Source organism: Bordetella sputigena (assembly GCF_965137885.1).
GTDB classification, from domain to species: Bacteria; Pseudomonadota; Gammaproteobacteria; order Burkholderiales; family Burkholderiaceae_B; genus Bordetella_C; species Bordetella_C sputigena.
Map to the genome: position 1 here is coordinate 335,524 of NZ_CBCSCA010000003.1, position 20,064 is coordinate 355,587.

19 protein-coding genes are annotated in these 20,064 nt (G+C 67.1%); 6 read left to right on the forward strand and 13 right to left on the reverse strand.

Annotation, left to right across the window (positions count from 1 at the left end):
* The first annotated feature begins 25 nt into the window (after positions 1–25).
* Entirely contained in the window at positions 26–415 is a 390-nt protein-coding gene (locus ACNA0R_RS07445; RefSeq protein WP_415825313.1) for a hypothetical protein, read from the forward strand.
* A 20-nt stretch (positions 416–435) separates the two neighbouring features.
* Here ACNA0R_RS07445 and ACNA0R_RS07450 read toward each other — a convergent pair whose 3' ends face one another.
* The 3 genes from ACNA0R_RS07450 to ACNA0R_RS07460 form a co-directional block, all read right to left on the reverse strand.
* Positions 436–774: a hypothetical protein gene (locus ACNA0R_RS07450; RefSeq protein ID WP_415825314.1), complete on the reverse strand. Its 339-nt coding sequence runs from the start codon at positions 772–774 to the stop codon at positions 436–438.
* Between the two features lie 117 nt (positions 775–891).
* Positions 892–1,518 carry a molybdopterin adenylyltransferase gene (gene mog, locus ACNA0R_RS07455; protein ID WP_415825315.1) on the reverse strand — a complete coding sequence of 209 codons (627 nt, stop codon included), beginning with the start codon at positions 1,516–1,518 and terminating at the stop codon, positions 892–894.
* 77 nt (positions 1,519–1,595) lie between these two features.
* Positions 1,596–2,525 (reverse strand): DnaJ C-terminal domain-containing protein, encoded by a 930-nt coding sequence (locus tag ACNA0R_RS07460; protein ID WP_415825316.1) that lies wholly within the window; start codon positions 2,523–2,525, stop codon positions 1,596–1,598.
* A 283-nt stretch (positions 2,526–2,808) separates the two neighbouring features.
* Between ACNA0R_RS07460 and ACNA0R_RS07465 the strand changes: the two genes are divergently transcribed.
* Entirely contained in the window at positions 2,809–4,512 is a 1,704-nt protein-coding gene (locus tag ACNA0R_RS07465) for a sensor domain-containing diguanylate cyclase (RefSeq protein WP_415825317.1), read from the forward strand.
* Between the two features lie 79 nt (positions 4,513–4,591).
* Positions 4,592–5,221, forward strand: coding sequence for a glutathione transferase (yfcF, locus tag ACNA0R_RS07470; RefSeq protein ID WP_415825318.1), 630 nt, complete (start codon positions 4,592–4,594; stop codon positions 5,219–5,221).
* A gap of 54 nt (positions 5,222–5,275) precedes the next feature.
* Here yfcF and ACNA0R_RS07475 read toward each other — a convergent pair whose 3' ends face one another.
* The 3 genes from ACNA0R_RS07475 to tkt all read right to left on the reverse strand — a co-directional run bounded on the left by ACNA0R_RS07475 (position 5,276) and on the right by tkt (position 9,713).
* Complete coding sequence (locus tag ACNA0R_RS07475; protein WP_415825319.1) at positions 5,276–6,469, reverse strand: phosphoglycerate kinase; 1,194 nt, start codon at positions 6,467–6,469, stop codon at positions 5,276–5,278.
* Between the two features lie 171 nt (positions 6,470–6,640).
* Positions 6,641–7,651, reverse strand: coding sequence for a type I glyceraldehyde-3-phosphate dehydrogenase (gene gap, locus ACNA0R_RS07480; RefSeq protein ID WP_415825320.1), 1,011 nt, complete (start codon positions 7,649–7,651; stop codon positions 6,641–6,643).
* A 16-nt stretch (positions 7,652–7,667) separates the two neighbouring features.
* A complete protein-coding gene (gene tkt / locus ACNA0R_RS07485) occupies positions 7,668–9,713 on the reverse strand; it encodes a transketolase (protein ID WP_415825321.1) in 2,046 nt (681 codons plus the stop codon).
* Positions 9,714–10,023: 310 nt separating this feature from the next.
* Here tkt and ACNA0R_RS07490 point away from each other — a divergent pair, with 310 nt between their 5' ends.
* The gene (locus ACNA0R_RS07490) at positions 10,024–10,797 is read left to right on the forward strand and encodes a 16S rRNA (uracil(1498)-N(3))-methyltransferase (protein WP_415825322.1); all 774 of its coding nucleotides are present in this window, start codon (positions 10,024–10,026) and stop codon (positions 10,795–10,797) included.
* A 27-nt stretch (positions 10,798–10,824) separates the two neighbouring features.
* Here ACNA0R_RS07490 and ACNA0R_RS07495 read toward each other — a convergent pair whose 3' ends face one another.
* The 3 genes from ACNA0R_RS07495 to ACNA0R_RS07505 all read right to left on the reverse strand — a co-directional run bounded on the left by ACNA0R_RS07495 (position 10,825) and on the right by ACNA0R_RS07505 (position 15,051).
* The gene (locus tag ACNA0R_RS07495; RefSeq protein WP_415825323.1) at positions 10,825–11,289 is read right to left on the reverse strand and encodes a barstar family protein; all 465 of its coding nucleotides are present in this window, start codon (positions 11,287–11,289) and stop codon (positions 10,825–10,827) included.
* A 237-nt stretch (positions 11,290–11,526) separates the two neighbouring features.
* Entirely contained in the window at positions 11,527–13,815 is a 2,289-nt protein-coding gene (locus ACNA0R_RS07500; protein WP_415825324.1) for an NADP-dependent malic enzyme, read from the reverse strand.
* Positions 13,816–14,037: 222 nt separating this feature from the next.
* Positions 14,038–15,051, reverse strand: coding sequence for a hypothetical protein (locus tag ACNA0R_RS07505; RefSeq protein ID WP_415825325.1), 1,014 nt, complete (start codon positions 15,049–15,051; stop codon positions 14,038–14,040).
* A 47-nt stretch (positions 15,052–15,098) separates the two neighbouring features.
* On the opposite strand from ACNA0R_RS07505, the gene ACNA0R_RS07510 reads away from it, so the two are divergent.
* On the forward strand, positions 15,099–16,265 hold the full coding sequence (locus ACNA0R_RS07510; protein ID WP_415825326.1) for a pyridoxal phosphate-dependent aminotransferase: 1,167 nt from the start codon (positions 15,099–15,101) through the stop codon (positions 16,263–16,265).
* Between the two features lie 14 nt (positions 16,266–16,279).
* Here the strand turns inward: ACNA0R_RS07510 and ACNA0R_RS07515 are convergent, their stop codons facing one another.
* Entirely contained in the window at positions 16,280–17,140 is an 861-nt protein-coding gene (locus ACNA0R_RS07515) for a transglycosylase SLT domain-containing protein (protein ID WP_415825327.1), read from the reverse strand.
* Positions 17,141–17,284: 144 nt separating this feature from the next.
* Here ACNA0R_RS07515 and ubiD point away from each other — a divergent pair, with 144 nt between their 5' ends.
* The gene (gene ubiD, locus ACNA0R_RS07520; protein ID WP_415825328.1) at positions 17,285–18,829 is read left to right on the forward strand and encodes a 4-hydroxy-3-polyprenylbenzoate decarboxylase; all 1,545 of its coding nucleotides are present in this window, start codon (positions 17,285–17,287) and stop codon (positions 18,827–18,829) included.
* Here ubiD and ACNA0R_RS07525 read toward each other — a convergent pair.
* The 3 genes from ACNA0R_RS07525 to ACNA0R_RS07535 form a co-directional block, all read right to left on the reverse strand.
* Entirely contained in the window at positions 18,786–19,178 is a 393-nt protein-coding gene (locus tag ACNA0R_RS07525; RefSeq protein ID WP_415825329.1) for a hypothetical protein, read from the reverse strand. The genes ubiD and ACNA0R_RS07525 overlap by 44 nt on opposite strands.
* Positions 19,175–19,630, reverse strand: a complete 456-nt coding sequence (locus tag ACNA0R_RS07530; protein WP_415825330.1) for a phage holin family protein — start codon at positions 19,628–19,630, stop codon at positions 19,175–19,177. Before ACNA0R_RS07530 ends, ACNA0R_RS07525 begins: the two co-directional genes overlap by 4 nt.
* 67 nt (positions 19,631–19,697) lie before the next feature.
* Positions 19,698–20,012 (reverse strand): ElaB/YgaM/YqjD family protein, encoded by a 315-nt coding sequence (locus ACNA0R_RS07535; RefSeq protein WP_415825331.1) that lies wholly within the window; start codon positions 20,010–20,012, stop codon positions 19,698–19,700.
* Positions 20,013–20,064 lie beyond the last annotated feature (52 nt).

The following is a 20,064-nucleotide window of genomic DNA, read 5'->3' on the forward strand; positions in this document are numbered from 1 at the left end:
TTGCGGAATCACCCGGCCAGCAGCCATGGCTACCGAACAGGAATTGCGCGCCGCGGCGGCGCGCGTCGCCGAAGTCCAGAAACAGCTCGCCCTGGCCGACCGGGGCTGGCAGTTGCTGGGCCGGTCGCGGGCGGCGTTCATCAGCAGCTTGCGCCACACCGGGCTTTCCTACGCCCACGCGCAAATCAAATTCGACGACTTCGTGGAAGAGCAGCGGCGCCTGTACGAGCACCTGACACAGGCGCTGGAGGCGGCGCAGGCTCACTACGCGCGCCTGACGGCGAGTACCGGCGAACCGGCCCTGGAAGCCGGTCGGGTGGCCGGCGCTTCGATGGCGCGCGGCCCGGCGCACGGTGACCCGGCGGCCAGTGCCGTGGCCGTCGGCCTGGCGCCAGCCAAGACCGCGCGGCCTTGAAGGCCGGCTGCGACCCAGCCCTACATGCAGAGATTGGCGGTCTGCACCAGGTTCTGCGCGCCGTACGCCGAGCGCGACACCATGCGAATATCGACGTTGCCGTTGGCATACTGCAGGACGCGCAGCGCGGAGCTCAGCCCGACGGCGCCATCCTGCAGGACGTCGTAGCCATTGCTGATGGCGACCATCCTGACCTTCTCCCCCTGCCCGCGCCATCCATCCGCCACGCACTGGGCGTAGGCCTGCGGCGATTTGGTCGTATGACCGAAGAACACCGGGTCTTTCTTGAACAAATCATCGGGTGACGTGCAAGCCACCAGGACCAGCACGGCCGCTGCGGCGCCTAAGCGACGGATCATCGGGACATCCTTGAAGATCGGAAACGATCCGGGACTATAGCGCAGGACCCGTCGCGCGGTACGGTTGCTCAGCCGCCCGCCAGTCAGCCGCCCGACCGCAGGCCGCCGGGCGCGGCCCTAACCCCGCACCGCGGACTTCGGGCGAAAGGCCTTCACCACGTCCGGGCGCGTTTCCATATAGGGGCCGCCGATCAGATCGATGCAGTACGGCACGGCCGCGAAAATCCCCGGCACCGACACGACGCCATCCTGGCCGCGCAATCCTTCCAGGGTTTCCTTGATGGCCTTGGGCTGGCCCGGCAGGTTGATGATCAGCGCCGCATGGTCCGCGGTTTCCCGCAGCACCGCCACCTGCCGCGACAGTATGGCCGTGGGCACGAACTTCAGGCTTATCTGCCGCATCTGCTCGCCGAAGCCGGGCATTTCCCGCGTGGCGACCGCCAGCGTCGCCTCCGGCGTCACGTCGCGGCGGGCGGGACCGGTGCCGCCGGTCGTCAGCACCAGGTCGCACCCCGCCTGGTCCACCAGCTCGATCAAGGTGGCGGAAATCCCGTCCCGTTCATCGGGGATCAGGCGGTCCACCGCCTGCCACGGCGATGCCAGGGCCTGCCCCAGCCATTCGCGCAGCGCCGGGATGCCCTGGTCCTGATAGGCGCCTTGCGACGCCCGGTCGGACACGGATACCAGGCCCACGATCAGTTCATCGGGATGACGGCGCGCAAGCCGCGTGACGGAATTGCTCATAAAGGACACCTGACGGGACAAGTTAGACGCTTCGCGCACTATACCGTCCGCCGGCGCCCCCTCCGGCGCCAACCCGGTCACCAGCCCAGATTGGCCCGCGGATCGAAGGGCGCCTGGCGCTGCAGGTTGCGGTAGGCTTCCTGCGCCGCCGGCGTATTGGCGGGCGGCAGGACCACTTCCAATTCCAGGTACAAATCACCCGGCGGCTTGCCCGGCAAACCGCGGCCCTTCAGGCGCAGCTTGCCGCCATTACGCGACCCCGCGGGGATCGCGACTTCGACGGGACCGCCCGGTGTCGGCGCCGTCACGGTGGCGCCCAGCGCCGCTTCCCAGGGCGCCACCGGCAGCGTCAAGGCCAGATCCCGCCCGTCCACGCGGTACAGGCGATGCGGCTTGAGCCGCACCTCCAGATAAAGATCGCCGGCGCCGCCACCCGCGTAGCCGGCCATGCCCTGCCCGGCCAGGCGGATCCGCTGGCCTTCGCGTATGCCCTGCGGAATCTTCACCCTGAGTTTGCGCTCCTGCAGCCGCGGCCGGCCCTGGTCGTCCATTTTCATCGAGCGCAGGCTGATCTCCCGTTCGGCGCCATGCAGCGCGTCTTCCAGCTCCACTTCGATGGTGGCGTGGTGGTCCTCGCCGCGCGCGCGAAATCCGCGCGTGCGCTTGCGCGTCGCGTTGCCGAACAGCGACGAGAAGAACTCGCTGAAGTCGGCGTCCTCGGCGCCGTTGGTCGAGGTGAACTCGAAGCCCTGGTCCCAGCCAGGCGGAGGCCGATGCCCGCCGCCCGCCGACACGCCGGCCGCCAGATCATCGTAGGCGGCCCGCTTTTCCGCATCGCGGAGAACGTCATAGGCTTCGTTGATATCGCGCATGCGCGCCTCGGCGTTGGGCTCGGTACTGACGTCGGGATGATATTGCCGCGCCAGCTTGCGATAGGCGCGGCGCAGGTCCTCGTCGCTAGCGCCGCGTTCCACACCCAGGATGTCGTAATAGTCTTTGAACTCCATATTGCCCGCTCCCGGAGACCGGGTCACAAACTTTCAGATAGTGGATATATCGGGGTGGATGGCCTATTTTCAACGTAAGGCTGCCGCATGGCTACCCGAAAGCTACACCGGGCGCAGCGGTCCGGCGATCAGCCGTTCGGCGGATTGCGGCGGGCGCCGGCGCGGCCGGCGCAATGCTTCGGATGCCGACCGGCGCGCCTGGCCGGGGACCGCGTCCGCGGCCAGGCGCGCCGAGATACAGGAAGGGAACAATATGTAGCGCGAGGACGGGCTTTGCGACAGAATGAGTGCCGTTCATATCAGCCAGGCAGCAGGATTGTTCCGTCGCCAAACACTCACGATCCAACAGCAGATCCTACTGCTGGCCGGCACCCTGTGTCTGGCCCTCGTGGCGGCGGCGGCCGGCGGCGCCGCCTACATGGGCCAGCGCCAGACTCGTGACCTGATCGAGCAGCACGTCGCCGACATCGCCAGCGCCATGGCGCGTACGCTGGACCGCGACATGTTCGAGCGCTTCCGGGAGATCCGCAATCTGGCCGAAGCGCCGACCACCCGCCTCATGGACCCCGCCGCGCTGCGCGGCGTGCTTACCGGCCGCCAGCAATCGATGATGGACTATGCCTGGATAGGCGTCACCGACCCGGCCGGCACCGTCATCGCATCCACCCAGGGCAAGCTGGAAGGCCATTCCGTGGCCGACCGCATTTGGTTCAAGCGCGGCCGCGAGGCGCCCAACATCGGCGACGTCCGCGAATCCAACATGCTGAACGAGCTGCTGGAGCGCCCGCGGGGCAAGGGCTTTCGCTTCGTGGAGATCTCCGCCCCCATCGTCGACCAGGGCCAGGTCATCGGCGTCCTGGGCGCGCATCTCAGCTGGACCTGGGCCGCCGACGTCCGGCGCGCCATGTTGGAGGCCGACGCGTCGGGCGGCGTCCGCGACCTCTGGATATTGTCCTCGGACGGCACCATGCTGCTGGGACCGCGCCTGGGCAGCCGGCCTTTCTCCGACGAGCAGATCGCGCATATGCACAGCTCCCGCCAGGGCTACTTCGAGTTGCAGACCGACCAGGGCGAAATGCTGACAGGCTACGCGCTGGCGTCCGGCTATCGCGACTATCCCGGCCGCAACTGGATCATCGTCGCGCAACAGCCGGCCCGCGACGCCTACGCCGCGGTGCGGCGTCTGGAGTGGCGCGTGCTGATCCTGAGCGTGCTGATCAGCATCGTCGGGGTGGCCTTGCTGTGGACCATCGCCAAGCGCATCGCGCGGCCGCTGCGCGCCCTGACCGAGGCGGCCAGCCGCATGGGCCGCGACGAGTCGGTCACCATGCTGCCGCGCCTAGCCGGCGCGCGCGAGATCGTCGATCTTTCCGCCGCGCTGCGGTCGCTGATGCGGCGCCTGGACGTCGAGCAGGCGCGCGCCGAACATGCCCAGCGCCGCGCCCAGATCGAGGAACAGCGCTACGTGCAGGAAATCAGCGAGCTGCGCAGGGCCGCCGGCATCGACCCGTTGTCCGGACTGCTGAACCGCCGATCCTTCCTGTACGCCGCCGCCATGCTGATGGCCGAACAGAGTTCGCGCATGGGCCAGGTCGCCGTCATCATGGCCGATATCGATTTCTTCAAGCTGGTGAATGACAACCATGGCCACGGCGCCGGCGACGCCACCATCCGCAAGGTCGGCGAAATCCTGACCGGATCCGTCAGGGAACACGATCTGGTGGCGCGTTTCGGCGGCGAAGAATTCGTGATCCTGCTGGCGGGCGCATCTCCCAATGCCGTGCTGGCCACCGCCGAGCGCATGCGCCGGAATGTGCAGGAAACGCCCATCGAATACCACCACGTGACCATACGCATCACCATCAGCCTGGGCATCGCCGTGGCCAGCGCCCGCGACGCGGACATCCAGGCCATCATCGAAAGCGCCGACCATGCGCTGTACCGCGCCAAGCAGCGCGGCCGCAACCGCGCGGTGCTGTCCGCCTGAACGCGCCGCGCTGATAGTATCTGTATTTGCGCGCCGGATTCCGGCTGGCAGAACCGCGCCGATCCAACTGGAGGAGACCGTGGCCGTACCGCTGACCCTATATGTCGACGCCCAATTCCTGAGCCCCTACGCCCTGTCGGCGTATGTCGCACTGGAAGAAAAAGGCCTGGATTTCGAGGTCAGGCAGATCGACCTGGAACAGGGCGACCAGCGCGCCGCGCCTTTCCTGCACCGCTCGCCGATCGGCAAGGTACCGGTGCTGGCGCATCTGGATTTCTACCTGAGCGAATCCAGCGCCATAGCCGAATACCTGGAGCAGGCATTTCCGTCGCCCGACTACGCGGCCCTGTATCCGGCCGACCCGCGTCCGCGCGCACAGGCGCGCCAGGTGCAATCCTGGCTGCGCAGCGACCTGCAGGCCCTGCGCCGGGAACGTCCCACGGAAGTCATTTTCGAAGGCGCGCGCCCGGCGCCCTTGAGCGACGCCGGCCACTGTGACGCGGCGCGTCTGATAAGGGTGGCCAGCGCCATGCTGTCACCGGGGCAAGCCCACCTGTTCGGCGCCTGGTCGCTGGCCGATCTGGACCTGGCGGTGATGCTCAATCGCCTGGCGATTCCCGGCGATGAGCTGCCCGGACCGCTGCGCGACTACGCGCAGGCCCAGTGGAATCACCCCGGCGTTCGCCACTGGCTGGCCAGCCGGGGTTAGGGGCATCCGGAAACCACGGGAAGGCGCGCGCCATTGCGCGCCGGTTCCCGCCGTCTATCCGGCGCGCTGCTGCAGGATCTCCACGGCGGGCAGCGTCTTGCCCTCCAGGAATTCCAGGAAGGCGCCGCCGCCGGTGGAGATATAGCCCACCTTGTCGGTGATGCCGAACTTGGCGATCGCGGCCAGGGTATCGCCGCCGCCGGCGATCGAGAAACCCGACGATTCGGCGATCGCGCGCGCGATCACTTCGGTCCCGTGCGAGAACTGCTCGAACTCGAACACGCCCACCGGCCCGTTCCAGACGATGGTTCCGGCCTTCTTCAGGATGCCCGCCAGCGCCTGCGCGGTCTGCGGGCCGATGTCTAGCACCATGTCGTCCGCGCCGATCGCATCGGCCGACTTCACCGTGGCCGGGGCGTCCGCGCCGAAAGACGGCGCGCAGACGACGTCGGTCGGGATAGGCACATCGGCGCCGCGCTTGCGCATGATATCGATCACGGCCACGGCTTCGTCCTTCTGGTCCGGCTCCGCCAGCGATTTGCCGATGGACTTGCCGGCGGCCAGCATGAAGGTATTGGCGATGCCGCCGCCAACCACCAGTTGATCCACCTTGCCCGCCAGCGACTGCAGGATGCTGAGCTTGGTCGACACCTTGGAGCCGCCCACGATCGCGACCAGCGGGCGCTTGGGTTCGTGCAGCGCGCGGCCCAGCGCGTCCAGTTCCGCTTCCAGCAGCGGACCGGCGCATGCCACGGGCGCGAAGCGGGCCATGCCATGGGTGGTCGCTTCGGCGCGATGCGCCGTGCCGAAGGCATCGTTCACATAGACGTCGCACAGCGCCGCCATCTTGCGCGACAGGGTTTCGTCGTTTTTCTTTTCGCCGGGATTCACGCGGCAATTTTCCAGCAGCACGACCTGGCCGGGCTGGACCTGCACGCCGTCCACCCAATCGCGCACCAGCGGCACGGGGCTGCCCAGCAGCTCGGCCAGGCGGCGGCCCACCGGGGCCAGGCTGTCGGCATCGGTCAACTGGCCTTCTTTCGGACGGCCCAGGTGGGACGTCACCATCACGGCCGCGCCCGCGTCCAGCGCCATGCGGATGCCGGGCACCGACGCGCGGATGCGCGTGTCTTCGGTGATGTTGCCAGCGTCGTCGAACGGCACGTTGAGATCGGCGCGGATGAACACGCGCTTGCCTTTCAGCGCGCCGGACTTGGCCAGCGCGGACAGAGTATTTACCTTGGACATGAAAAAATTCTCCCCATCATTCCCACGCCGTGCAAAAAAAGAACGCCACCCGTCCCTTTGCCATCGCCCTATCGAAGACGCCGAGGAACCGGGCGGGCGGCCAGCCCTCCGCCGGTCCTCGAGCGTCGCCCCCTTGAGGGGGAAGCGCGCAGCGCTTCGGGGGTGGGTCTTTTATTTAGCGTTCATCAGCGCGACGGTGGTGTCCAGCATGCGGTTGCTGAAGCCCCACTCGTTGTCGTACCACGACGACACCTTGACCAGCGCGCCCGACACCTTGGTCAGCGTCGCGTCGACGGTGCTGGACGCCGGATTGTGGTTGTAGTCGACCGAGACCAGCGGTTCGGTGTTGTACTCCAGGATGCCCTTCAGCGCGCCTTGCGAAGCGGCCTTCAGGATGCCGTTCACTTCCTCGACCGAGGTCTCGCGCTTGGCGATGAACGACAGGTCGACGATGGACACATTGATGGTCGGCACGCGGATCGCGAAACCGTCCAACTTGCCGTTCAGTTCCGGCAGCACCAGGCCCACCGCGGCGGCCGCGCCGGTCTTGGTGGGGATCATGCTCATGGTCGCGGAACGGGCGCGGCGCAGGTCCTCGTGATAGACGTCGGTCAGCACCTGGTCGTTGGTGTAGGAATGGATGGTCGTCATCAGTCCCGACACCACGCCCAGTTCGTCATGCAGCGGCTTGACCAGCGGCGCCAGGCAATTGGTGGTGCAGGACGCGTTGGAGATGACGGTGTGCGCGGCCTTCAGGGTCTGGTGGTTCACGCCGTACACCACGGTGGCGTCGACATCCTTGCCGCCAGGCGCGGAGATGATCACCTTCTTGGCGCCGCCCTTCAGGTGGGCGCTGGCTTTTTCCTTGCTGGTGAAGAAGCCGGTGCATTCCAGCACCACATCCACCTTGAGGTCGCCCCAGGGTAGTTCCGCCGGGTTGCGGTTGGCCAGCACGCGGATCTTGTCGCCGTTGACGACCATGTAGTCGCCGTCCACTTCCACGGTGCCGGGGAAGCGGCCATGCGCCGTGTCGTAGCGCGTCAGGTGGGCATTGGTCTTGGGATCGCCGAGGTCGTTGATGGCGACGATCTGAATATCGTGCTTCTTGCCGCTTTCATAGTGCGCGCGCAGGACGTTGCGTCCGATGCGGCCGTAGCCATTGATGGCAACACGTATGGTCATGACTCGATCTCCTCGTTTACAAAACCTGTTTGACGGCAGCGGCCACCTTCTCGGCGGTCAGGCCGAAGAAGGGGAACAGCACGCCGGCCGGCGCCGATTCGCCGTAGCGGTCGATGCCGACGACGGCGCCTTCCAATCCCACGTATTTATGCCACAAGCCGGTCGTGCCGGCTTCGACGGCGACGCGCGGCAAGCCCTTGGGCAGCACGGCGGCGCGCCATTCGGCGTCCTGTTTGTCGAACACGTCCGTGCTGGGCATGGACACCACGCGCACGGCCACGCCGTCCTTGCTCAGCAATTCCTGTGCTGCAAGCGCCAGGGCGACTTCCGACCCGGTGGCGATGATGACGGCGCGCGCATCGTCGGCGTCGCGCAGCACATAGCCGCCGCGCGCGATGGCCGCGACGGTCGCTTCGTCGCGCGGCACGAAAGGCAGGTTCTGGCGCGACAACAGCAGCGCGCTCGGGCCGCCATCGCGCACGTCCATGCCTATGCTGGCGGGACGCTTGACGGCCTCGATCCAGGCGACGGCGGTTTCGGTCGTATCGCAGGGCCGCCACACCGACAGATTGGGGATCAGGCGCAGGCTGTTGGCATGCTCGATCGATTGATGCGTGGGGCCGTCTTCACCCAGGCCGATGGAATCGTGCGTGAATACGTGCACCACGCGCTGCTTCATCAGCGCGGCCATGCGCAGGCCGTTGCGCGAATAATCGGAGAACGTCAGGAAGGTGCCGCCGAAGGGCAGGTAGCCGCCATGCAGGGCGATGCCGTTCATGATGGCGGCCATGCCGAATTCGCGCACGCCGTAGTTGATGTGGCGGCCGAACTGGATGGCTTTTTCGCCGGCGCGGACGGGAGCCACGCCCTTCCAGTCGGTGTAGTTGGAGCCCGTCAGATCGGCGGAGCCGCCGAGCAATTCCGGCAGGGCCTGGGCCAGCGCGCCGATGGCGTACTGCGAAGCCTTGCGGGTAGCCACGGTTTCCGCCTTTTCCACCGTTGCGGCGACGAAGGCGCGCGCCTTGTCGGCGAAATCGGCGGGCAGCTCGCCGCGCATGCGGCGCGTGAATTCGGCGGCTTCCGTGGGGAACTGGCGGGCATAGGCATCGAAACGCGCCTGCCATTCGTTCTGCGCCACCGAACCGGCGCGACGCGCATCCCAGCCCTCGTAGACTTCCGGCGGGATCACGAAAGGTTCGTGCTGCCAGTTCAGCGCGGCGCGCGTGGCGGCAATTTCATCCTTGCCCAGCGGCGCGCCGTGGACCTTGTCGGTACCCGCCACATTGGGCGCGCCCTTGCCGATGACGGTACGGCAGGCGATCAGCGTCGGCCCGCCGTGGCTGGCGGCGTTCGCGCGCGCCTGGCGCACGGCGGCATCGACCGCCTCGACGTCATGGCCGTCCACGCCGCGGATCACGTTCCAGCCATAGGCTTCGAAACGCTTGCCGGTGTCGTCGCCGAACCAGGCCTCGACCTTGCCGTCGATGGAAATGCCGTTGTCGTCATACAGCACGATCAGCTTGGACAGGCGCAGCGTGCCGGCCAGCGAGCAGACTTCATGCGAGATGCCTTCCATCAGGCACCCGTCGCCCACGAAGGCGTAGGTATGATGATCCACCACGGTGTGGCCGGGGCGGTTGAATTCCGCCGCCAGCAGGGCTTCGGCCAAAGCCATGCCGACGGCATTGCCCAGGCCCTGGCCCAGCGGGCCGGTGGTGGTCTCGACGCCGGCCGTGATGCCGACTTCCGGATGCCCAGGCGTGCGCGAGTGCATCTGGCGGAATTGCTTGATTTCTTCGATCGGCAGGTCGTAGCCGGTCAGGTGCAGCAGCGCATACAGCAGCATCGAACCGTGGCCATTGGACAGCACGAAGCGGTCGCGGCCGGGCCAGGCGGGATCGGCGGGATTGTGGCGCAAATGGCGCGTCCACAGCGCCTGGGCGATTTCCGCCATGCCCATGGGAGCCCCCGGGTGCCCGGAGTTCGCCTGCTGTACGGCGTCCATCGCCAAGGCGCGGATGGCATCCGCCAAAGAAGGTTGTCGGGCGGTCGGATTGCTCATTCTGGAAGGGCTCGCTGCACACGCTGTCCCGGCGGCGATCGATAAGGGGCCGGGACTGGGGTTTGAAGAGCTCACGAGTTTACCATCCGGGCGGGAGCCGCCCGCCCGCCCGGCCTCGTCCGGTCAGCCTAGTGCGCGCCTCGCCAGGCGATGGATCCGGCCGGCGGCGCGGCCGGCGCCGGGTAAGATTCGCCCATGTGCGTCCCGCCGGACGCCCGCGCGGCCCACGACCAAGCCCGTCCGCATGGCCGGCCGCCGGACGCGGCAACCTCACAGGCATATTTGACAGGCACGCTGCACGAAATTCCCCATGCCCAGCCCTCGCTTCTATTGCTCCTTCGCGCTCGCGCCGCACGCCCGCATCGAACTGCCCGAGGCCATCGCCCATCACGCCGCGCGCGTGCTCCGGCTGCGCGATGGCGACACGGCGGTGCTGTTCGACGGCAACGGCGGCGAATACCCGGCGACACTGCGCATTGCCGGCAAGGCCGTGCATGCGGAGCTAGGCGCGCACGATCCGCGCGAGGCCGAATTGGCCGGCGGCCTCACGCTGGTCCAGGGCCTGCCGTCCGGCGACAAAATGGACTGGATCGTGGAAAAAGCCGTGGAGCTGGGCGTGCGGCGGCTGGTGCCCGTCGCCGCGCAGCGCAGCGTGCTGCAGCTCAACGGCGAGCGGCAGGACAAGCGCCTGGCGCACTGGCGTCGCATCGCCACCGCCGCCAGCGAACAATGCGGGCGCAACCGGCTGATGCGGATCGAACCGGTGATGCCGCTGGCCCGCTGGCTGGAAACGGCCTCGACCGGCCGGCGGCTGCTGTGCCATCCGGAGAACGGCACGCCGTTGAAGGCGGCGCTGCGCAATTTGGGCGATGCCCGGGCCGTCGAGCTGCTGGTGGGCCCGGAAGGCGGCTGGTCCGACACGGAGCGCGACGCGGCGCGCGCGGCCGGAGTCGACGTCGTCAGCTTCGGCCCGCGCGTGCTACGCACCGAAACCGCCGGCCTGGCGCTGGCCGCGGCGACAACCGCGCTGTTGGACTGGGATGCGGATGAAGCGACCGGCGCCCCCGTCGATTCCGGCACCTAGGCTGGGCAAGGGTTTCAGGCAGGCGCCTTAGTCGGCTTCACCGTAAGGCGCGGCCGCCACGCCGGGTTCAGCCGCGGGGTGTGCGCCCGCGTGCTCGACGACATAGGCGAACAGCCGGCCGTTTTCACGGGCATATTCGGTGACGTCCTGGCAGATGGAAAGAATGCGGGCCGCGTCTTCTTCCAGCGCGGGATCGCCGGAATGCAGCTTGTGCAGCCACAACACGACGCCGACTTTCTGATCGAGCACGGTGTCGGAAAGGCAATCCGACAATTCGTCGAAACTGCGGAAGTGCATCGGGAAATCCACCGCCTTGGCGATGGCCCGGAATACGGCCGACCGGCTGCGCGCCCGGTCGCAGTCGGCGACGTACAGGGCCGCGCGCAATTCGCCGGCGGCGTCCGCTACCGATTGCCTATCCAGCGCAGCAGCATCGAGCTCGCCGCCACGCTGCAACTGGCGTTGCAATGCGGGCTGACCGGTTCTGGCCATGCTCGGACCTCCTGCAAAAAAAACGTCCGCGACCCATCCGCGGGATACGCTGCATCGTATCGGCATAAACCGGTTCGATCAATCGCATCGCGCCATGTTTTTGCGCCTTACCGATCCACGTGCTATCCACGGTCGGCGCATTGGATTCGGAAGATACAACGAGCAAGAAGCAATGAAAAGGGCCGGAGCCCGGGCCGATGCCCCGGGTCTCCGGCCCTTGGACCGAGACCGCCCCGCCTAGCGGCGATTGTTGGCGTCGACCACGGCCAGTGCCGTCATATTGACGATACGGCGCACCGTGGAACTGGACGTCAGGATATGCACGGGCGCATTCGCACCCAACAGGAAGGGACCGACGGCCACGTTGCCGCCCGCCGCGGTCTTCAGCAGGTTGTACGCGATGTTGCCCGAATCGACGTTGGGACATACCAACAGATTGGCGCTTCCTTTCAGCGTCGACGACGGCAGAATGCGCAGGCGCAGCTCCTCGTCCAGCGCGCAGTCGCCATGCATTTCGCCATCGATCTCGATTTCCGGCGCGCGCTCGCGCACCAGTTGCAGCGCTTCGCGCATTTTCTCGCCCGACGACGAACTGCCGGACCCGAAATTCGAGCGCGACAGCAGCGCCACCTTCGGGGCCACGTTCAAGCGGCCCATTTCCTGCGCGGCGGCGATGGTGAATTCGGCGATCTGTTCGGCGGTGGGGTCTTCATTGATGTGCGTATCCACCAGCACGACCGTACGCTCGGACAGCAGCAGTATGCTCATCGCGGCGTAGACGTTGCTGCCCGCGCGCTTGCCGATCACCTCATCGACAAAGCGCAGGTGGTCGGCGTAGGCGCCGACGGTGCCGCAAATCATGGCATCGGCGTCGCCCAGGTGGACCATCATCGCGCCGATCAGCGTCAAACGACGGCGCATTTCCACGCGCGCCATTTCCTTGGTGATGCCGCGGCGGCACATCAGCTCCCAATACGTCGTCCAGTAGCGATGGAAGCGCTCGTCGTATTCGGGGTTGGTGACCTCGACGTCCTCGCCCAGGCGGAGGCGCAGGCCCAGGCGTTCGATGCGCGCGGCCAGCACGGCCGGGCGGCCGACCAGGATGGGCTTGGCCAGGCCTTCATCGACCACCACCTGCACGGCGCGCAGCACGCGTTCGTCTTCGCCTTCGGTGAACACCACGCGCGACTTCGCGCCCTCGCGCACCAGGCGCTTGGATGCCGCGAACACCGGCTTCATGAAGGCGCCGGAGTGATAGACGAACTGCTGCAGCTGTTCGACATAGCTGTCCATATCGGCCAGCGGACGGGTCGCGACGCCCTCTTCCATCGCGGCCTTGGCCACGGCGGGGGCGATGCGCACGATCAGGCGCGGGTCGAACGGCTTGGGAATGAAGTATTCGGGACCGAAACAGAGATCGAAGGTGCCGTAGGCCGCGGCCACGACTTCGCTCTGTTCTTCCTGCGCCAGCTTGGCGATGGCGTAAACGGCGGCTTTTTCCATGCCGCGCGTGATGGTGGTCGCGCCCACGTCCAGCGCGCCCCGGAAGATGTACGGGAAGCACAGAACGTTGTTGACCTGGTTCGGGTAGTCCGAGCGGCCGGTCGCCATGACGGCGTCATCGCGCACGCTCTTGACCACTTCCGGCAGGACTTCGGGCGTGGGGTTGGCCAGCGCCAGGATCAGCGGACGGGCGGCCATCGCGGCCACCATTTCCGGTTTCAGCACATTGCCCGCCGACAGGCCCAGGAACACGTCGGCGCCTTCGATGACTTCGCCCAGCTTGCGCAGGTCGGTCTTGCGCGCGAAGCGGGCCTTGTCCGGATCCATCAGCGTGGTGCGCCCTTCGTACACCACTCCTTCGATATCGGTAACCCAGATGTTTTCGATGGGCAGGCCCAGATCGACCATCAGCTCCAGGCAGGCCAGCGCCGCGGCGCCCGCGCCGGACGTCACCACCTTGACCTTGCCGATGTCCTTGCCGACCACCTTCAGGCCGTTGATGAAGGCCGCGCAGACAGTGATGGCGGTACCGTGCTGGTCGTCATGGAAGACCGGGATCTTCATGCGTTCGCGCAGCTTGCGCTCCACCACGAAGCATTCCGGCGCCTTGATGTCTTCCAGGTTGATGCCGCCGAAGGTGGGCTCGAGGCCGGCGATGATTTCCACCAGCTTGTCGGGATCGGTTTCGCTGATTTCGATGTCGAACACGTCCAGGCCGGCGAATTTCTTGAACAGCACGGCCTTGCCTTCCATCACAGGCTTGGACGCCAGCGCGCCGATATTGCCCAGGCCCAGCACCGCCGTACCGTTGGAAATGACGCCAACCAGATTGCCACGGCTGGTGTAGCGATAGGCGTTCACCGGGTCCGTGACGATTTCTTCGCAGGCGGCCGCGACGCCCGGCGTGTAGGCGAGAGCCAGATCGCGTTGATTGGTCAGTTGCTTGGTCGGCGTGACCGAGATCTTGCCGGGGCGGCCTTGCTCGTGATATTCGAGCGCGGCCTTGCGCAAATTGGCGTCCATGATCGCTTGATACGTGTGAAGAAAGTTGAAAACCGAAAGGCAGGATTCTAGTACCTTGCCGGACCCTGTGCTGGGAATCGGGTCGGAACGCGCCGGTGGAACTGCCTTCGTGGGGCATCGCGACTGGCGGACGGAAAGTCTTTTATCTTACTCCGATGCGCTGGAGCGGCCGCGCGGCGGGCATCGCCGCGCGCGTCGGCGAAACGCGGAACGGCACGGCTTTCAAGGGGCCTCGGGGAATAAACCGGCGGGGTCGAAACTGTCCTTGACGCGCCTGTCGAGTGCGCGCGCGCGTGCCGGCGGCAGCGGTGCGGCCGGCCCGGCAACATCAGGCGGCGGTGGCGGCGATGCTCCCGGCGGCGCTTCCAGAACCAGGCTTTCCAGCCACACCAGAGTGCCCCCATGCCCATGCAGCATGCGCGCCAGATTCAAGGTCGCCGGCGCGGCCGGCAGCAAGGCATCCAGACGGTAGCGTGCGGGCCAGGCCGGCTGCTCGCCGCACCACCGCGCGTCCTCGCCCGATGCCAGGCGGAACAGCACAGGCACCAATTGCTGCAGGGTTGCGCTGCGCAAGGGCCGGCCGTCGTCGGCGCCGAAAGGGCCGAGCGTATCGGCCACGCCGTCGGCCAGCAGCACATCGGCCTCATGCACGCCGGACAGGTCGCCGCGCCCGGTCGGCCAGGCGGCCGCGCCGCGATCGGCGAACCAGGCCGCGAGCGTGATCGCCGGATCGGCTCCGGCGAACTGCGGCAGGCCGGCGGCGGCCAGTTCGCCCAGCGTCACGCCCGGGCCGGCGCGCCAGCGCGGTACGGGCCCGGACTCACGCGCCAGTCCGTTGAGGGCCGCCGGGTCCACCCACAGCACCGGCCGCCCCTCGATCGACACCGCCGACCCCGCCAGGGCCAATTGCACGCCATGCTCGGCGCAAAGCATCCTGGCTTGCCGCACATTGGCGCCGTCGACCGGCGTCCAGCGCGCCTGTGGCGCGGCCTGCGCCGAACCGGCCGTATGGAAGCCGGCGGCCGTCGGAAATGCCGCATCCGCCGCAGCCGCGGTCGTGGCCGTGGTTGCCCTATCGGGCCCGCCGGCTCCGGGAATCGTCGCCTCGGCGCCGACCGCCGAGTGGATGAGCTTGAGTTCGCCGGCGCAAACGCGGCGCAGGCTCTGGCAGAACACCTGCCAAGGTGTGCGGGGCGTGGCCCGGCCCATCAGAAACGCGCGTCGCGATGGCTGCATGACTACAATTCCCTTCTTCCTTATCCGCGACCGCCGCAAGATTCCGTATGTTTCCCCTCGCCGACCGTACCCATGAATTCCTGACGTTCCACGCGGTGGAGGTGTTCAAACAGGCGCAGGCCATGCAGGCCGCGGGCCGCGACATCATCAGCCTGGGCATAGGCGAACCGGACTTTACCGCGCCCGCCCAAGTGGTGGAAGCGCTGGAACGCGCCGCGCGCGCGGGCCAAAGCGGCTACAGTCCGCCCGCCGGGCTATCGGCGCTGCGCGAGGCGATCGCGGACTTCTACACCCGCTTCGGCGCTCGTGTCGATCCCTCGCGCGTCATCGTCACGGCGGGCGCCTCCGGCGCCCTGTCGCTGGCATGCGCCGCCCTGGTCAATCCCGGCGATGAAGTCCTCATGCCGGATCCGTCCTATCCCGCCAATAGCAACTTCGTGCTGGCCGCGGGGGGACGGCCGCAGCTGATACCCAGCACGCCGGACAAGCGCTTCCAATTGTCGGCGGCCGATCTGCGCGACCATTGGTCGGCCCGCAGCCGCGGCGCCATCATCGCGTCGCCCAGCAATCCGACCGGCACGTCCATCGCGCAGCCTGAGCTGGCCGAGCTGTTGGGCGAGGTCGGCGCGCGCGGCGGTTTCACGCTGATGGACGAGATCTACCTGGGCCTGTCCTACGACGGCCAGCCGCGCTCGGCGCTGGCGCTGGATGACGACGCCATCGTCATCAATAGCTTCTCCAAGTACTTCAACATGACGGGCTGGCGGCTGGGCTGGCTGATCGTGCCGCAGGCCATGGTGGCGACGGTGGAAAAAATGGCCGCCAGCCTGGCGATCTGCGCTCCCACCCTGGCCCAGCACGCGGCCCTGGCCTGCTTCCAACCCGACACCCTGGCGCTCTACGAAGAACGGCGCCTGGCGTTCCAGGCGCGCCGCGACTTCCTGCTGGATGGCTTCGAGCGCCTGGGGATCGACGTCCCGGTCAAGCCGGACGGGGCGTTCTATATCTATGCCGACGTGGCGCGCTGGGGGATGGATAGCGCCAGCTTCGCCATGCAACTGCTGCACGAGGCCGGGGTGGCCGCCGTGCCGGGCCTGGATTTCGGCCCGGCGCATGCCAGCCGCACGCTGCGCTTCGCCTATACCACCGGCATGGAGCAGTTGCGCGCGGCCGTGGACCGCATCGGCGGTTTCCTGGAAACGCTGCGGCGCTAAGCCGACGACAGGCCTCAGTCACGCGCCAGCGGAATCCCCGACGCCAGCGCCAGCCGGCGGCGCTCGGCCTGCACCTTGTCGCCGTAGCCGCCGTCATTCGGACCGCTGGCGCCGACATAGCAGGCCAGACCGCCCGGCACCGAACCACGGCGCTTGATGCAGTCCTTCAAGATCCCCGCGCCCACGCGGATATTGGCGACGGGATCCAGCGCGCCCTTCTTGCCGTAGGCATCGAACTTGGACTGATGCACGCTGGTCATGACCTGCATGAGCCCCTGGGCGCCCACGCTGGATTCGGCGAAGGGGTTGTAGCGCGACTCCACCGCGATGACCGCCAGCAGCAGCAGCGGATCGATCTTCAGTTCGCGCCCGACCTTGTAGGCGGTATTCACCAGCACGGCGGTGGCATCCGACGCCACTTTGTACTTGCGCGAGATATAGTTGCGCAGCGCTTCGGTCTGCATACTGTTCGCCGTTTCGGCACGCGGCGCCGGCTTGACCTCGGGATGGGGCAAAGGCGTAAGGAAGGCGGTTGCATTACTGCCGGCATCCGGCACGGCCAGCGCCACGGCGCCGGGCGAACCATCCGCCTTGTTGCCATCGTCCAGGTCCGACAAGGTGTCGGCATCGGCGTAGGCGCTGTCCGCCGATCCCGCCGGGGAAACCGTCGCGGGCGCGAGCGCCATCAACAAAGCCTTGTGTACCTGCAAGGCCTGGTCGCGCAGACCAGGCAAAGCCAAACCCATGCTGACTGTGACGATGACGGCGATGCCCAGGTACACCGAGCAGATCCGCAGCCATTCGCCGAGATAACGGTGAACGCCTTGTGCCAATTGCCGGAAGACCGGATAACTGGCGACTGACGCATAAGGCATTGGAGACCTCCTGCGTTTTAAAGGGAAGGGGATGTTAACCTCTTATGGGCTGCCCATATGTAACAAATCCCGCAATTACCATGCAACGTTGGGCAACTTTGTCGAACTTCCGCGAACTCACACGCGCTCTCCCGTAGGCCTTTCGTGAAATACCGAGATTTAAGAGATTTCATCGCCCAACTCGAATCGCGCGGCGACCTCAAGCGCATCGCCGCGCCGGTGTCGACGCACCTGGAAATGACCGAGATCGCCGACCGCGTGCTGCGCAAGGGCGGCCCCGCGCTGCTGTTCGAAAACGCCATCCATCAGGACCGCCCCGCCGGCATGCCGGTACTGGCCAACCTGTTCGGTACGCCGCGCCGCGTGGCCTGGGGCATGGGCGCGGAGCAGGTGGAAGCGCTGCGGGATACCGGCGAACTGCTGGCCTCCCTGCGCGAACCGGAGCCGCCCAAGGGCCTGCGCGATGCCTTCGCCAAGGTCGCGATGCTAAAGGCCGCGCTGTGGGACATGAGCCCCAAAACGGTACGCGGCCCGGCCTGCCAGGAAATCGTATTGGAAGGCGACGACGTCGACCTGTCGCGCCTGCCCCTGCAAAAATGCTGGCCCGGCGATGTCGCTCCGCTACTGACCTGGGGTCTGGTGATCACCAAGGGCCCGCGGGCGCGGCGCCAGAACCTGGGAATCTACCGCCAGCAACCCGTGGGCCGCAACAAGCTCATCATGCGTTGGCTGTCGCACCGGGGCGGGGCGCTGGACTTCCGCGAACACGCGCAGGCCTATCCCGGCCAGCCTTTTCCCATCGCCGTTGCGCTGGGGGCCGATCCGGCAACCATATTGGGGGCCGTCACGCCCGTGCCCGACACCCTGTCGGAATACCAATTCGCCGGACTCTTGCGTGGATCGCGCACCGAGGTCGCCAAGGCGCTGGGCAGCGAACTGTCGGTGCCCGCCTACGCCGAGATTGTCCTGGAAGGCCACCTGCTGCCGAGCACGGACCCGCGCGCGGTCGCGCCGGCGGTGCCCGATGGCGTCGCGCCGCCGCCGGACACCGGCTACGAGATGGCCCTGGAAGGCCCCTACGGCGACCATACCGGCTACTACAACGAACGCGACTGGTTTCCGGTGTTCACGGTGGACCGCATTACGATGCGCCGCGATCCGATCTACCACTCCACCTACACCGGCAAGCCGCCGGACGAACCGGCGGTGCTGGGCGTGGCGCTGAACGAAGTCTTCGTGCCCCTGCTGCGCCGCCAGTTGCCGGAGATCGTCGACTTCTATCTGCCGCCGGAAGGCTGCAGCTACCGCCTGGCCGTGGTGTCCATCCGCAAACAATATCCAGGCCACGCCAAGCGCGTCATGTTCGGGCTATGGAGCGTGCTGCGGCAGTTCATGTACACCAAGTTCATCGTGGTGGTGGACGAAGACGTCAACCCGCGCGACTGGAAAGAGGTGGTGTGGGCCATGACCACGCGCATGGACCCGGTGCGCGACACCACCCTGGTGGAGCACACGCCCATCGATTACCTGGATTTCGCCTCGCCGGTGTCCGGCCTGGGCGGCAAGATGGGCCTGGACGCCACCAATAAGTGGCCCGGCGAGACCGACCGCGAATGGGGCCGGCCCATCGTCATGGATGACGCCATCAAGAATAAGGTGGACGCGATGTGGAGTCAGCTGGGCTTGTGACGTGCGCGGCGCCGGCCTGGCGCGCCTTCCAGCCGCGATAGGCCTGCCAGCCGACGACCGCGAGGGTGCCCAGCTTCAAGAGCCGGGAACGCTTGCCGCGCAGGAACACGGTGGACAACGTCGACGTAATGATGGGATAGCGGCGCGCCAAGGTGAACGCCTGCCACGCCAGGCCGGGCATGTTGCCCGCGCCGATACGCGGAACCAGGCCCTTGATGAGATGCGAAGGCGACAAGGACTGCGTCAATGCGGCAACGTTGTGCACCAGCGATTGGCGCTCGACCGCCGCGCGCGCGCGCAGCAGTTCGATGCGCACCTGGCGATCGACCTCCGGGGACAATTTACTCATGGCGCGGTCTCCCGCCGACGGGTGGCATGGGCTTGGCGTTCGGCTTCGGCGCGCCGCTCCGCTTCTTCTTCCTCCTGGGCCTTGATACGCAGGTGCTCCAGCAGTTGCACGTCGCGCGCCAGTTCCTCCAGCGTTGCGGCGAAGGGCGCCGGGCCCTGCGTCAACATGCGGCGCACGACCAGCAGCAGGATCACGCCCAGGACGGCATAAACGGCCGCCAGCGCGCCAAACGCCATATAACGTTCATCGGTGGGCCAGAAATACACGGCCACCAGGATGGAAAACACCAGCACGGCCAGGGTCAGGAACAACAAGGCCGCGAAGGAACATCCCAGCAGCTTGAGCAGCCGGCCTTTCTCCACCGATGCTTCCAGCGCCAGCAGCTCGAAACGCGTGCGCCCCAATTCGACCAGGCTGGAGGCAACGCCGAGCAAGGATTTGCGTATGGGCATGTTCGGGGTGCCGGCCGCTGGCGGGGGCGAAGGATTCGCGCCTGCCGGCGGCCCGCCAGGTGAGGGTTCAGCGGCGCGCGATGAGCAGGCCGAGCAGCAGGCCGGTCAGGCCGGCGATGCCGATGGCCTGCCAGGGCTTGTCGTGCACGTAGTCGTCCGTGGCGCGCGCCGCCTTGCGGCCGCGTTCGACCACGGCGTCCTGCACTTCGTACAGCGCTTCGCGGGTACGCTTGAGCGAGGTCATGGCGCGGTCGCGCAGTTCGGCGGCCTTGTCGCCGGTGCTGGCCGCGGCTTCGCGCAGCAGGCTTTCCGCGTCGTTGAGGCTGCTTTTGACGCTGTCGATCAGGTTGTCTTTGGCGGCGTCGGAAGATGTCGCGTTCATGTTCGCTCCTTTCTCTTGTTGCTTGTGCTGGACAAAAACAATGATACCAGTG

Bases quoted from the DNA above. Each gene is read 5' to 3' on its own strand.
- ACNA0R_RS07475 (WP_415825319.1), bottom strand. From the start codon at position 6,469: ATGTCCAAGGTAAATACTCTGTCCGCGCTGGCCAAGTCCGGCGCGCTG.
- ACNA0R_RS07465 (WP_415825317.1), top strand. From the start codon at position 2,809: ATGAGTGCCGTTCATATCAGCCAGGCAGCAGGATTGTTCCGTCGCCAA.
- ACNA0R_RS07525 (WP_415825329.1), bottom strand. From the start codon at position 19,178: ATGAGTAAATTGTCCCCGGAGGTCGATCGCCAGGTGCGCATCGAACTG.
- ACNA0R_RS07510 (WP_415825326.1), top strand. From the start codon at position 15,099: ATGTTTCCCCTCGCCGACCGTACCCATGAATTCCTGACGTTCCACGCG.
- gap (WP_415825320.1), bottom strand. From the start codon at position 7,651: ATGACCATACGTGTTGCCATCAATGGCTACGGCCGCATCGGACGCAAC.
- mog (WP_415825315.1), bottom strand. From the start codon at position 1,518: ATGAGCAATTCCGTCACGCGGCTTGCGCGCCGTCATCCCGATGAACTG.
- ACNA0R_RS07535 (WP_415825331.1), bottom strand. From the start codon at position 20,012: ATGAACGCGACATCTTCCGACGCCGCCAAAGACAACCTGATCGACAGC.
- ACNA0R_RS07490 (WP_415825322.1), top strand. From the start codon at position 10,024: ATGCCCAGCCCTCGCTTCTATTGCTCCTTCGCGCTCGCGCCGCACGCC.
- ACNA0R_RS07495 (WP_415825323.1), bottom strand. From the start codon at position 11,289: ATGGCCAGAACCGGTCAGCCCGCATTGCAACGCCAGTTGCAGCGTGGC.
- tkt (WP_415825321.1), bottom strand. From the start codon at position 9,713: ATGAGCAATCCGACCGCCCGACAACCTTCTTTGGCGGATGCCATCCGC.
- ACNA0R_RS07505 (WP_415825325.1), bottom strand. From the start codon at position 15,051: ATGCAGCCATCGCGACGCGCGTTTCTGATGGGCCGGGCCACGCCCCGC.
- ACNA0R_RS07530 (WP_415825330.1), bottom strand. From the start codon at position 19,630: ATGCCCATACGCAAATCCTTGCTCGGCGTTGCCTCCAGCCTGGTCGAA.
- ACNA0R_RS07460 (WP_415825316.1), bottom strand. From the start codon at position 2,525: ATGGAGTTCAAAGACTATTACGACATCCTGGGTGTGGAACGCGGCGCT.
- ACNA0R_RS07515 (WP_415825327.1), bottom strand. From the start codon at position 17,140: ATGCCTTATGCGTCAGTCGCCAGTTATCCGGTCTTCCGGCAATTGGCA.
- ACNA0R_RS07450 (WP_415825314.1), bottom strand. From the start codon at position 774: ATGATCCGTCGCTTAGGCGCCGCAGCGGCCGTGCTGGTCCTGGTGGCT.
- ACNA0R_RS07445 (WP_415825313.1), top strand. From the start codon at position 26: ATGGCTACCGAACAGGAATTGCGCGCCGCGGCGGCGCGCGTCGCCGAA.
- ACNA0R_RS07500 (WP_415825324.1), bottom strand. From the start codon at position 13,815: ATGGACGCCAATTTGCGCAAGGCCGCGCTCGAATATCACGAGCAAGGC.